The sequence below is a fragment of the Pedobacter aquatilis genome (assembly GCF_032678405.1).
GTDB classification, from domain to species: domain Bacteria; phylum Bacteroidota; class Bacteroidia; order Sphingobacteriales; family Sphingobacteriaceae; genus Pedobacter; species Pedobacter aquatilis_A.
This window is the reverse complement of record NZ_JAVTSJ010000001.1, coordinates 382,085-395,163: the sequence shown is the minus strand read 5'-3', so window position 1 is coordinate 395,163 and position 13,079 is coordinate 382,085. Positions and strand designations below refer to the sequence as shown.

Annotated in this window: 14 protein-coding genes; 6 read left to right on the top strand and 8 right to left on the bottom strand. The window is 36.0% G+C overall.

The window, feature by feature from the left end; genetic code table 11:
- The first annotated feature begins 88 nt into the window (after positions 1–88).
- Positions 89–1,171 carry a PAS domain-containing sensor histidine kinase gene (locus R2R71_RS01810; RefSeq protein WP_316829526.1) on the top strand — a complete coding sequence of 361 codons (1,083 nt, stop codon included), beginning with the start codon at positions 89–91 and terminating at the stop codon, positions 1,169–1,171.
- A 511-nt stretch (positions 1,172–1,682) separates the two neighbouring features.
- Positions 1,683–1,865: a hypothetical protein gene (locus R2R71_RS01805; protein WP_316829525.1), complete on the top strand. Its 183-nt coding sequence runs from the start codon at positions 1,683–1,685 to the stop codon at positions 1,863–1,865.
- A gap of 229 nt (positions 1,866–2,094) precedes the next feature.
- On the opposite strand, the gene R2R71_RS01800 is transcribed toward R2R71_RS01805, so the two are convergent.
- Together R2R71_RS01800 and R2R71_RS01795 are read right to left on the bottom strand one after the other, a co-directional pair.
- Positions 2,095–2,910 carry a S1/P1 nuclease gene (locus tag R2R71_RS01800; RefSeq protein WP_316829524.1) on the bottom strand — a complete coding sequence of 272 codons (816 nt, stop codon included), beginning with the start codon at positions 2,908–2,910 and terminating at the stop codon, positions 2,095–2,097.
- A gap of 77 nt (positions 2,911–2,987) precedes the next feature.
- Positions 2,988–3,653, bottom strand: coding sequence for an HAD family phosphatase (locus R2R71_RS01795; protein ID WP_316829523.1), 666 nt, complete (start codon positions 3,651–3,653; stop codon positions 2,988–2,990).
- Positions 3,654–3,745: 92 nt separating this feature from the next.
- Here R2R71_RS01795 and R2R71_RS01790 point away from each other — a divergent pair, with 92 nt between their 5' ends.
- Positions 3,746–4,558 (top strand): murein L,D-transpeptidase family protein, encoded by an 813-nt coding sequence (locus R2R71_RS01790; RefSeq protein ID WP_316829522.1) that lies wholly within the window; start codon positions 3,746–3,748, stop codon positions 4,556–4,558.
- Here R2R71_RS01790 and R2R71_RS01785 read toward each other — a convergent pair whose 3' ends face one another.
- Positions 4,559–5,080, bottom strand: a complete 522-nt coding sequence (locus tag R2R71_RS01785) for a sigma-70 family RNA polymerase sigma factor (RefSeq protein ID WP_316829521.1) — start codon at positions 5,078–5,080, stop codon at positions 4,559–4,561.
- Positions 5,081–5,434: 354 nt separating this feature from the next.
- On the opposite strand from R2R71_RS01785, the gene R2R71_RS01780 reads away from it, so the two are divergent.
- A complete protein-coding gene (locus R2R71_RS01780; RefSeq protein WP_316829520.1) occupies positions 5,435–6,055 on the top strand; it encodes a Crp/Fnr family transcriptional regulator in 621 nt (206 codons plus the stop codon).
- Positions 6,056–6,216: 161 nt separating this feature from the next.
- Here the strand turns inward: R2R71_RS01780 and R2R71_RS01775 are convergent, their stop codons facing one another.
- The 4 genes from R2R71_RS01775 to R2R71_RS01760 form a co-directional block, all read right to left on the bottom strand.
- Positions 6,217–6,855, bottom strand: coding sequence for a phosphatase PAP2 family protein (locus R2R71_RS01775; RefSeq protein ID WP_316829519.1), 639 nt, complete (start codon positions 6,853–6,855; stop codon positions 6,217–6,219).
- Positions 6,856–6,927: 72 nt separating this feature from the next.
- A complete protein-coding gene (locus R2R71_RS01770; protein ID WP_316829518.1) occupies positions 6,928–8,040 on the bottom strand; it encodes a Gfo/Idh/MocA family oxidoreductase in 1,113 nt (370 codons plus the stop codon).
- A gap of 89 nt (positions 8,041–8,129) precedes the next feature.
- Complete coding sequence (locus R2R71_RS01765; protein ID WP_316829517.1) at positions 8,130–9,032, bottom strand: cation diffusion facilitator family transporter; 903 nt, start codon at positions 9,030–9,032, stop codon at positions 8,130–8,132.
- 2 nt (positions 9,033–9,034) lie between these two features.
- Complete coding sequence (locus R2R71_RS01760) at positions 9,035–9,280, bottom strand: hypothetical protein (protein WP_316829516.1); 246 nt, start codon at positions 9,278–9,280, stop codon at positions 9,035–9,037.
- 268 nt (positions 9,281–9,548) lie between these two features.
- On the opposite strand from R2R71_RS01760, the gene R2R71_RS01755 reads away from it, so the two are divergent.
- Positions 9,549–9,821: a hypothetical protein gene (locus R2R71_RS01755; protein WP_316829515.1), complete on the top strand. Its 273-nt coding sequence runs from the start codon at positions 9,549–9,551 to the stop codon at positions 9,819–9,821.
- A 1-nt stretch (position 9,822) separates the two neighbouring features.
- On the opposite strand, the gene R2R71_RS01750 is transcribed toward R2R71_RS01755, so the two are convergent.
- Positions 9,823–10,173 (bottom strand): hypothetical protein, encoded by a 351-nt coding sequence (locus R2R71_RS01750; RefSeq protein WP_316829514.1) that lies wholly within the window; start codon positions 10,171–10,173, stop codon positions 9,823–9,825.
- 185 nt (positions 10,174–10,358) lie between these two features.
- Here R2R71_RS01750 and R2R71_RS01745 point away from each other — a divergent pair, with 185 nt between their 5' ends.
- Positions 10,359–13,067, top strand: a complete 2,709-nt coding sequence (locus tag R2R71_RS01745; protein ID WP_316829513.1) for a PQQ-dependent sugar dehydrogenase — start codon at positions 10,359–10,361, stop codon at positions 13,065–13,067.
- Positions 13,068–13,079: the final 12 nt, after the last annotated feature.

The window sequence follows — 13,079 nt, the reverse complement described above, 5'->3', positions numbered from 1 at the left end:
GTACGTAATTCGATAGGCAAATACCTGTTTTTTTATAAACATTAAATGATATGCTTAATTTTTTGTCTTTTTAATGCTGTAAATAATTATGTCTATACTAAATCCCGAACTCTTTAAGCACATCGGTAATGCTTCAAGAGATATATACTTTATTTTTAATATCGATGAACAAGTTTTTTCTTATATAAGTCCTGCTTTTGAAGCCATTTTTGAAATTCCTGTTAACGAAGTCGTATCAAATCCTTTAAGACTTTCTGATTTTATTCATCCTGAGGACAGGGCTCATGTGATCGATTGTTACGAAGAAACGCTGGAAGATAATGTTTCAAGGAAATATGAGTTCAGAATTATTTGTAATGAGGGGCTGGAAAAATATATACGGGTAAGTGCATATCCCATCTATATTGATGGCAAATTAACGGAACTGGCCGGAATTGCAGAGGACGTAAGTGTTGCGAAACATAACAATTTTCACATTGAAAAAATAAATGCCCGTAAAAATACAGCACTTGAAATTGTTTCGCACGATTTAAAAGAGCCTTTAGCCATGATTAGTCTTGCTGTTTCTGATTTACTGGCCAATAAACTATTACACGGGCAAGAGCGAATTCTCAAATCTTTAACCTTTATTAAAGATATGTGTGAACGTAATATCCTGCTGATTAGGAATCTGGTTAACCACGAATTTTTAAGATCGTCTGAAGTAGAAATTCGAAAAGAGCGGGCAGACCTGGTACATGAAATTAAAGATGTAATAGGCTTTTACCAGCAGGCAGAATCAAATCTTTTCAGGAACTTTGAATTTGTAAGCAGCCATGAAAAACTTTATGCCAGGATAGATAACATGAAGTTTATGCAGGTAATTAATAACCTGATATCTAATTCTATAAAGTTTACCGAGGTAAATGGAACAATTAAGGTAGAAATACAAGATAGGGGTGATAATGTTTTACTGTGTGTTAGCGATAACGGTATAGGAATTCCTGCTCATTTGCAACCTTATCTGTTCGAAAGGTTTAGCATCGCTATGCGTGAGGGGCTTCACGGCGAAGACTCGTGGGGCTTGGGAATGGCGATTATTAAAGCAATTGTAAGCCTTCACGGGGGTAAAATCTGGTTTAATAGTACTGAACATGTTGGAAGTACTTTTTACATCGAGGTGCCTAAATAATTCTCTGCTATCGAAGCTCCTGCTTATCTTTCTGGTTTATAATGTTAATCAGTTCTCAGTTTTTAACTGGTTTTTACCTGCCATAAATACTGGTACGTCTTACTATTGCTCTGGATATACAAATAAGATGTTATTGCCGGTACCTTTGAATGGTGCTTCATTTAATAAATTATATCGGGCTTAATCTTGTTCAGTTTTAAGGATATCGGATGATCGGCTAAAGCCTTAATATCAAATCGATCATCTTCTAAATGGAGTAACTTAGCTATTGTTTTATTCATTTTTTAAAAAAAACTGTTCATTGCTTGCTACGATAATTTATTCACTTTATTCAACCCGGCAAAAACTTCAACAATTTTTCTACTTTGGCGTTAATCATACAAAGCTTATCAGGATTGGAAGCAATGATTAATTTAGAGGATTGCAGGTTATCATTGTAACCTGCAATTTTTTTCTAACCATCTGCTTTAATCATTAGCCAGTTTTGATAATGATATCATCTAAAATTATCATGAAAGAAGTTAATCAATACACGCCAGTTTACGTATTGGATAGTATACGTGAAGGCGACAGGATCAGCTATAGAAATGGAAAATCGGGTGAAGTTGTAAAGATACAGGTGGTGTGTGCCAAAGGGCAGAAACAATATTTTTATAAAATTAAAAACGATGGAACGATATTCATAGCGAAGTAAGGTTTAAACAAACAGCAAAGGCCTCCGATATTTATTGGAGGCCTTTGTTTTGTGCTTAAATGTTTTGTGGTTATGGTGTGCCTGCCCTTCGCGGATACCCCGCTCACAGGACTTATTTCAGGTTGTTCTTTTTACTATAACAAGTTATGCATAGAATGGTTTTTTACCTAAAATAATTATAAACACCTGTTGAAAACTGTTAATAACTCATGCTTGATTTAAGTCTTGATTATTTAGCATTAGAAACAGCAGTGTTGTTTTCAAAAGCTTCATTAAGTAATCCAGCTAAACGAACAGAAGCTTGCTGAATTCGCTTCCTTACAATACCAATGTGTTTTTTATAATATTCATCACCTATATTCCTTGATTTCATTTCATCTACTTCTTTGTAAAGCTCCGAACTGATTTGATAACTTTCCCATGCCCATTTAATTATCGGGTCTTTTTGCCATTTTCTGATCTTACGCTTAGGAATATGATTAAATGCAACTGCTATACTATCGTATTTCGCTCCGCCACGTTCCAATAATTTAGTGTCGATTAAGCTGTGTAGATTGGTGCCTTTTCCATCGAAGTTCAACTGGATGGTATTTCCACCCTTATCTTCAGCCCTTGATATGTGCATAGGTTGATGGATATCACCTACAAAGTGAAGTACAAATTTTAATGCCTCAGTTTTTTGCTTTTTCGTAGCTTCAGGTTGTTTTAATGTTTCCTTAGCTTTTATTAAGGCACTGTAAACGTTAGCTTGTTTCATGGTATCGACCATATTTTTAAACTCTTCAAAGTTTAGGCCTAATGGTAAATTTAAGAAATGCCAGTTTGCCGTTTCCTTTAACTCCGGGTATTTCCTAGCATCATCTGCCCAGGTACAGGCGTCAGCTATGCTTTCATTACCTAAAAGTTCTTGTATGCCGGCTTTTGCCGCCGGGCCCAGATAATTTTCGGTTATTTTACCTATAGTTCTGTGCCCTGTATAACCCCAGGAAATTAAAATTAAGCTAACCGCAACAGCAAGCAGTGAAAGTGAATGACGAATTTTCATGTTGTTTTAAATGTCGGGCAAAGGTAGCTGCCTTAGGTTAAATTAAAATAATGTCATCAAGCCTTTACAAAAGAATTTTATTTTATCAGCTCAGAAAAGATAGGATCATTAAAATCTGAAACAACTTTTAATACATTACTATAATCTTTAAAATACGCCGCATCATGCGCAGTGCTTAAAACAATACATGGCATCCCGGCATTAAGAGCAGCTTCAACACCTTTAGGGGCATCCTCTAAAACCAGGCAATCGGCTGGAGCAATGCCAAGAATTTCTGCCCCTTTTAAAAAAGTCTCTGGATTTGGTTTACTCGTTTCCACATCATTTGCACTCACAATTGCATTAAAATATGAACGGATATTTAAGCCATCTAAAACGAAATCAATATTAAAAGGAATTGCTGCCGAACCAATGGCCATTAATATACCCGAAGCTTTGGCTTTATCGAGTACTGCTGGTAAGCCGGCGATAAGGCGTAAATCAGGTAAATAATCCTGCTGATAAATTTTTTCCTTTTTGATGGAAATCTCATCCATTTGTTGCTGTGTGAAATAACCTGCACCAAAAACACGCTGCAAAAGCTCATCATTTTTGCCATACATCTGTTTTTTAACATCAGCATAACTGATGTTCGCATTTAAATCATCGTTTAAAATAGTAAACCATGCTTTATTGTGATATTCCATATCATCAATCATGGTTCCATTGAGGTCGAAAAGAAGGGCTTTTGGCTTAAAATTCATATTTTTATGATAATGGCAAACTTACAAAACTCTCGTGTTTTTCGTAGGCTTATTGTTTTCAGGAATTTATAATTTATATTTAGTAAATCATTATGAGATATTTAAGCCTGATTCCGCTGCTTGCTATAATATTGCTAATTGTGTTCTGGAAACGCGATACTAAAGTTGCTGCTGTAAAAGAACATACTGGTATTTTATGGAATGATAGCTTATTTAAATCCATACCAGCTTATCTCGATACCTCTATCATTGTATTTGATGCAAATGAAACCCCGCTTAAATTTAATCAATACATTAAACCTTTATTTAATAACGAAGCATTAATCTATGCTGATAGGGGTAAATGGCGGTTACAACGCCTTACTAAAGGCGGATTAGATTCTCTTAGCAGAGATGATCAATCGAGTGGTAGATCAGAGCGATGGATAAATATACGAAATCCGGATACCTCAGCTAGTCCTGCAGAAAGAATTAAAAAGATTGCTAATACACTTTCAATGGCCGACTATATCCTTGTATTTAAAAGCAAAAGAAAAATGTTTGTGAAACGGAAAGGCATTAATGTTTTAGAATTTGATATAAATCTAGGTGGAAATCCCATTGGTGATAAAGAGTACGAGGGAGACAGAAAAACACCAGAAGGCATTTATCATCTTGATATGAAGTTTGAAAGAAATGATAAATTCTACAAAAGCATTTGGATTTCTTACCCTGATTCTGCTGATAAAGCGAACGCATTAAAAAAGGGGCTTAAGCCAGGTAGTGGAGTGCTGATACATGGCACAAGCCCCGAAAGAGTAAAATCAAAAGATTGGACTAATGGGTGTATAGCTTTAAAGAACTATGAAATGGATTCGTTGTTTAATCATGTTATGGCAGGTACAACAATAGAAATCAGAAAATAATTATTCGCCATGCTGTGCTTTAGCATAAGTTTTTAAATATTTTTTAAGCATTTCCCGCGCTACAAATATTCTTGTTTTTACTGTGCCTAAAGGTATCTGCAGCATATCAGCAATTTCGTGGTATTTATAACCTTCAAAGTACCGTACAAAAGGGGTGTGATAAGCTTCCGGTAAACTGGCCAGTGCTTTTCCAATATCACCAACTATAAATTTACCCTCAGCCTGATTACTCGTTGCGCTATGCATCAGGTTAGCAGAAGATATTTCATCATTCTGTGTAATTAAGGCCCTCGTTTTAGATATTTTCCGGTAATTATTTATAAATGTATTTCTCATAATTACAAATAACCATCCTTTGATATTTGTACCTTCCTGGAAATTCTCATAGAACCTGATCGCTTTCACTAAAGTATCCTGGACTAAGTCGTTTGCATCTTCTATGTCATTAGTAAATTTTAAGGCATGCGATTTTAATGAAACGGAATGCACATTTACTAATTTGTTAAATTCAAATGTTGTCATGATTTTATAGGTTAGGTGTACTATGGTTCAACAAACCATGTACCATTAAATTCCAGCTAAATAACTGAACCATTGCTATTATTGGTCTATAAGTGGGTGTAAGGGTGCGCTGTATCGTATTAACATGTTCCCCGCTTGCAAAGCTTGTGGTATAATTAGCGTATTAATACGCTAATAAAAGGTATTAAGTTACTTAGTTAGTATTAAATGCAGTGTACCTTTGTGTATGCAATAATGATTAGCCGGATAAAACCAATTTTCTGTTTATACGTTAAATAATTTACATGATTTTTTAGCGCTTGATAGAAATTTTATGATTATTTGCATAGCAGATTAACATTTCATTATTAAGTTATGAATCCTCAAAAAAATTATACTGAAGATAAATGGGTAGCTTACGGGGGAGCTTCACCACTGATTTCTGTATTCAAATATTTCCACCCACTCAATCAGGAAATTGAGGACATTATTAATAGCAGTACATTCCCTGTAATTTTTAATAAGGGAAAATTTATTTCGTCGCCACTACATCGAAACAAGTATATTTTCCTGATACTTAAGGGCGCAGCCAGAGGATATATGAAGCATGGCAGCAAAGAAGTAACAACCTGGATAGCCAAAGAAAATGAACTGGTAGGAACCATAAGAAATTTATGGGAAGAGGAGGATACAGATGAATATATACAAGCGCTAGAGCCGATAGAAGCCATTGCCATTCCTCATGAGATGTCTAAAGAATTATATGACAATTTCCCTATTGCAAATTATGTAGGCAGGAAAATGACAACCTTACATTATGCACAGGCTTATGAACGTGGTTTTTTATGCAGGTTACAATCTGCTGAAAAGAGATACCTCCGTTTTCTAAAATCTTACCCTGGTTTAATAGACCGTATTCCGCTAAAATATATTGCCTCATTTTTAGGTATGAGAATGGAAACCTTATCGAGGATAAGAACCAAAACCGGAACCTGATTGTAAATACCCTTAAAACGGTATTGCTTAGTATTCTTCTAGTCTATAAATTTATAGAAAATGTATTTGCTATGCGCTTCAGAAAGCCATTTATTCCTATGCAAACGGACGAAAAGCCCCAGCTCAAGAGCAGGTTTATACTTATCCTGTTTAATGGCAAGTTAATTTACCTCCCCGGCTTTCTTAAGATAGAAATAGGAAAGGGGAAATAAACAGATTAAACCTAACAAAAACCCACCTAAAGTATCAGTAAACCAATGCGCTCCAAGGTAAATTCTTGACGGAGCAATCATAATGATCAGGAAATAAGAAATTACGGTAATTATATTTCGCCAGCCCTTATTTATACCTTTTAACTTTTTCATTAAGATAATGAGAAACCCAAAGAAGAGTACATAAGATAAAACATGGCCGCTTGGATAACTCTGAAACCGGTTTACCTCAACCAGACGGACATAAAAACTAGTAGGCCGTGGCCTGTTTATAATGTTCTTTATTCCCAGAATGATTAATCCTGAAAATAGTACCAGTGCAATGAAATAACTTTCACGCTTAAATTTATTGTAGTAAAAAATGGCTGCAACTACCAAAACCGATAGTAACGACCAGGGTAATTCGCCAAATAAACTTATTGCCAGCATAACGTAGTCGAGCCATTTAGCCTGATATTTTTGTACCATCAGAGAAATAGCGATATCAGATTTTAAAATAGGGTGGTAAGCAATTAATACACTTAAAGAGATAAATCCTATTAAAAATATAATTAATAAAGAAATTAAAAGTTTCGGGTTTTTCGTCATGATGGCTGTTACTCTGGCTGAAAATCCAAAGCTATAAAAATTATTATCGCAGTTCTTTTTTTTAACGAATATCTATTTAATCATCACTTTTTTGCCGGTTTTAGCTGCTGTTTTTGCCGCTTCGAGAATTTTAACTACAATGAGGTTATTTTCTAGAGATGATAAATCATTAAGTGGCTTGATTTCGCCTTTTAAAACCGCCGAAAGATAACCCAGGCTACTCGCATAGGCAGGGGCCAGTGCCTTAGCCTTGAATATTTTATAGTCTGATCTATCATTTTCTTTCAGCCTTAAATTATTGTCATTAACCGCTTGTATATAGCCGGTTTTGCCAAAAATCTCCATATCTTTTATACTGAAAGGCCAGTTCCAGGAGGCTTCGATAATACCTGTAGCATCTGGATATTCCAATAAAATAGTGGCATCATCATCAACTTTTGGATAGATATCAGGTTTGATCTGGTGGGTAACTGCCGAAACAGAAATTGGTGCTTGCCCATTCATCAGCCAGGTCATCAGGTTGGCACCGTAGCAACCAAAATCCACCAGGGCACCGGCACCGTTTTTCTTAGGATCGGTTAACCAGCTTAAAAACTCTTTACTTACACCAATTTCTTTTGGCCCCTGGTGTCCGTCATGAACAATCATTTTTCTGATTTCTCCAATTGACTTTTGTTCTTTAACCGTTAAAAAAGCCTCCTGGTTACTTGGATACCACGTTGTTTCATAATTGGTTAAAAGATTGATTTTATACTGCCTCGCAAGCTGGGCCATTTTCTCTGCATCTTTAACCGTAGTGGCCAGTGGCTTTTCAACCATTACCGAAATGCCAAGTGGGGCAGCAGCTTCAACTACAGCAAGGTGGTCGCTGATTGCGTTATAAGCTAATACTGCATCTGGTTTATGTTTAGCCAATAACGATTTAACATCAGGGAAAAATAAGCTATCATTTAGTTTATACCGCTTTTTAAACCTTTCAATCAAGTCCGGGTTATTTTCCGCAATACCAACGATGTTTACTTCCCCTTTTTGGTAACTGTTCATGATTAGGAAAATATGGTCGTGGTTTAATCCGGCAACGGCAACATTTAATTTTGTTTGTGCTTCACCCTTGTATGATGAAACTAAAAACAATAGCATTACGCTTAAAATGTTAAACAGGGTTTTACAAGATTTTGGACTCATGGTTAAACGATTTAGAATGATTGGTTAAAGGATTATCCAAGGTAGAGTTAAAAACTGACCTGAATTAAATTGGCATAGAAATATTACAATTACTTAAGTTGCTGAGGTTGTATAATCACAAATTTGACCAGGGGGAATTCCTGCTTGATATTGGTACTTAACCGCTCAATTGCGGTAGTAATGTCTTTGGTGTTTAACTCATCCTGAAATGCAATAACAAGCATTAATAGTACCTCTTTTGGCGATTGGTAAGTAGAAAGCTGACTAATGAGGCTTACAACATCCTGATCCTTTTTTACAAATTTTTCTATTTTTTGTTGTGTTTCAGGTGCAAAACCTTCACCCATTAATAAGCTTCTGCTTTCCCTGGCTAAAATAAACGATACAAATACCAGCAACAAACCGACTAGCACTGATGCAAGTCCATCTAAAAACGGTAATTGAAAATGGTGACTGAGAAGCATTAAAATAAAAACAATAAGAAGGCCAAGTACAGCTGCTCCGTCTTCAAATAAAACAAGAAAGCCCGAAGGATCTTTACTTCTAATAATGGCTTTCCACCACGCAATCCCATTTCTGGTTTTATCAAATTCTTTTATTGCAATAAAAAGAGAAGTAGCTTCGAAAATGAAAGATAATGCTAATACCAGGTAATTCCAGCCTGGGTTTTTTAATATTTCAGGATGGCGGATATGTTCAATCCCCTGAGAAATGGAAACCACACCACCAAGCCCGAAAATCATAATTGAAACAATAAAAGACCAGAAATACAGCTCTTTGCCATACCCAAATGGGCGATATCGATCAGGAGCTTTAACACTTCTCTTTAAGCCATAAAGCAATAAGAGCTGATTACTGGTATCTACTGTCGAATGAATACCTTCAGCAATCATGGATGAACTGTTTGTGAATGCCCCGGCTGTAAATTTCGTAACTGCAATAAGCAAATTAGCCGCTAAGGCGCTATAAATAGATTTGTTGGCTCTGGCCATTCTTATTTTGATTTTTTCTGTTCTTTAACAAATAAATTGCTGAAATGTTGATCGGCTTTATCACGGAAACTGTACTTTCCATCAAGGATTTGAACCTTTATGTATAAGCTTTTAGTATTTGTAATACCGAATATTAATCTTAGCGGTAGATTATAGGAAATCGAAGCTTCAACAGTCGGCAAGGCTACCTCTTTGTCGGCTGCTAAAGTAACATGATAACTAAAACCAAAATATAATAATCTATTCATTAAGGCCCTTCATCTATTACGCTCATCATTATACCCTTCCCCTTAAAAGGAAGGGTATAATGTTTATAAACAGCTGGTTTTTTGTTTTTAACTTTTAAAGACTTAAATTCATTCATGGAATATCAAGTCTTTTGAACTGAACAAAAAGAACAAATGTTGTAAAACATTTAATCTATAGTATTGTAGATAATATATAATTAGTTAGTAATCTGTGTTTTAATATTACGCTCCCTGTAATTAACAAATCATCAACCTAAAACTAAATGTTATGATCAACAATGGAAAGTTAGAAATGAATGGCACAATGACCGAAAAAGTAATTGAATTACATGATAAAGGCTATGATTGCGATTTTCATTTAATAGATAACAAGATATTACATTGTATGCAAAATAACAGAAGGTTTCCTGTTAAAGATGTGTTGGTTCATGCGGTAAAAAAAGCCTACGATAAGTTCTCCCATTCGTACAAACATATTCATACCATTGAAACAACAAGTGGCGAAAAAGGAGTGCTGCTGGCAGATACTGTATTTAATTAAGCTACTTAACAACAATTTGTTTAGGTTCGGTAACAACGATCTGGAACTTTCCCTTAAATTCGGTTACCGTACCTGTAACACAAATATTATTGCTTAAAAACATCGTTGCAGGTTCTGCTGAGAACTTTGCAATATCTTCTTTATTTACAACGATCGTTAATAATTCTTTAGGATAGGAGCCACCTAGATTCAATAAACTTAATTTATCGAGTGCCTTTGAACTGTAAACCGAATCACATACCGTAACAGTTTTTCCAATGTATTGGCCGGCATCTTTAGCTAATATTAAAGTCTGGCTTTTAGCTAAATAACCTGCAAAAATAAAGCTGATAAGCAAAAGAAATTTTTTCATTGGAGATGATTAAGTAAACGGATACAAATATAAACTCCTGAATTTAAATTTTATTGAATTCGGCATTAATAAATTATGATTTTCCTGTTGCCAACAATAATATTACTTAGAATTATCCGGCTAAAGGTTATTCGTTTTAAAACATTGGATTATATTTAGCCAATAAAAAATATCTAACCGAACAAATGAAAACATCATCCGTAATATTGCTTTCAGGAATAGCCTTCACAGTATTTTTATCGACAAAACTCATCAATAATTCTGTAAGCAATACAAAACTCATTAAAACTGCTAATAAAGAACTAAGAATTGATACACCTGACCAGGATAGGTTTGTAAAAGTTAACCTCATTCAGGGCCAATTTACAGAACCTACAGAAATGTCTGTTCTGCCTAATCTTGATATTCTTGTGGCACAAAGAAGAGGTGAATTAATGCTGTACAAGAACAGCACTAAAAAACTTGTCCAGGCGGCAAAATTGGATGTTTACTTTAAAACCGGCTTATCAGATGTGAATGCTGAAGAGGGTTTGCTTGGCTTAACAATCGATCCTAAATATGCTGCAAATCAATATGTATATCTGTTTTACAGCCCGATGGGGAAATCGGTAAACAGGTTGTCTAGATTTAAAATGGTAAACGATATGTTAAGTATGTCGTCGGAAAAGGTAATTCTAGAATTTTATTCACAGCGGGAAATCTGTTGCCATACTGGCGGCTCGCTGGCTTTTGGTCCCGATGGCTTGCTATACATTTCAACAGGTGATAACTCTACACCATTTGACGTGCCGAAACAGGAATTTGTAAATAAGGGATTTGCCCCGCTGGATAACAGGCCTGGATTACAACAATATGATGCGAGAAGGTCTGCCGGAAATACAAATGATTTAAGGGGGAAAATATTGCGTATTAAAGTAATGGAAGATGGTACTTACACCATTCCTGAAGGGAATTTATTTCCAAAAGGAACGGATAAAACCCGTCCTGAAATCTTTGTAATGGGCAATCGGAATCCATATCGTATTTCTGTTGACCAGAAAACCGGTTATTTATATTGGGGTGAAGTAGGGCCCGATGCTACTAATGATGATGAATTGCGTGGTCCCCGAGGCTATGATGAAGTAAACCAGGCCAGGAAAGCAGGTAATTTCGGATGGCCATATTTTATAGGTAATAATTATCCGTATAAAGCTTATGATTATACAAATGGTAAGAATGGGGCAGCTTTCGATCCTGCACATCCGATAAATAATTCGCCCAATAACACTGGGTTGGAAAATGTTCCTCCGGCTAATCCAGCATTTATCTGGTATCCTTATGGCGAATCAAAAGAATTTCCACAAGTAGGTTCGGGTGGCAGGACGGCAATGGCAGGTCCGGTTTTGTATAACAATGCGCCAACCGACCCTTATCCGGCATATTATAACGGTAAGCTGATTATTTACGAATGGGTTAGAGGATGGATTAAAGCCGTGACCATGAAAGCCAATGGCGATTATGCAAGTATGGAGCCAATTATGTCTAACCTTTCTTTTTCAGCTCCAATTGATATGGAACTTGGACCCGATGGGAAGATTTATGTGTTAGAGTATGGAAAAGGTTGGTTCTCAAAAAATCCTGATGCTGGAATTGCAAGGGTTGATTACCTTAAAGGCAATCGCCCACCGGTAATAACGAGCTTGACCATAGATAAACCAAGCGGTTTGCTTCCTTATAAAATGATCGCAAAAGTTAAAGCAACGGATGCCGATGGTGGCAAATTGACTTATGTTTGGAGCCTTGGAAATGGGCTGAAGAAAACAACAACAGTTCCGGAACTACAGCATGTATTTACGAAAGCAGGCGAATATCCGATCAGTGTTCAGGTAGTTGATAATGCGAAAGCTGCTACAAAAAGTACTGTTATACCTGTTTTTGCCGGTAATGAGCACCCAAAAGTTGATATTGTATTGTCAGGTAACAAATCTTTTTATTTTCCTGGTAAACCGGTTAACTATCAGGTCTTAGTATCAGATAAGGGTGCAACAGTTGGGAAAGACAGGATTTATGTTTCAAATGCTTATACCGAAGGTTCGGATTTAGCGGGAGCACAGCTTGGGCACCAACAGGCAGCACAAACACTAATCGGTAAATCTTTAATGGCCAAATCTGATTGTAGTACTTGTCATAAAGTTTCCGGAACATCTATTGGCCCGGCCTTCGACAAAGTTTCAGCAAAATATCAAAAAGATCCTAAAGCTGTTGACTACCTGGCATCGAAGGTTATGAAAGGAAGTAGCGGTGTTTGGGGCGAAGTTCCAATGCCGGCACACTCGGAGATGAAAGAATCGGAAGTTAAACAGATCGTTGAGTGGGTATTAAGCTTATCGGCTAAAGGAAATACAACCGCATCTTTACCAACAACAGGTAAAATTGTGCCACCGGAAACAGTAAATAAAAACAAACCTGTACTAACATTAAAAGCGAGTTATTCTGATTTAGGTGCCAAAGGACTTAAGCCATTAACAACTACAAATGTTTACAACCTGAAAAGTAACATCATAAATTCGACAGATATTAAAGACTTTTCGGGTTTCAGCCGTAGAGATAATGGAGGTTTTAACCTTCTGCAAAATAAAGGCTGGCTAAAGTTATCAGCTATCGATTTAACTGATGTAGCCAAATTTAATATTACTTCTTTAAGCCAATCGGCGGATGTAGATTATGAAGTAGAAATCAGGTTAGACAGGGAAGATGGTAAAGTTATCGGAAAAGGTAATTTAACTAAGGTGGATTTTCCAATAGAATTGATAACAGATGGTAAGTTTCACGATGTAATAATTTTATTTAAATCTACTAAGGAGGCAGTTAAAAACAGATTGTCAATCCGGGAGATAAAACTTGAAGCTAAATAATAGTTCATATTC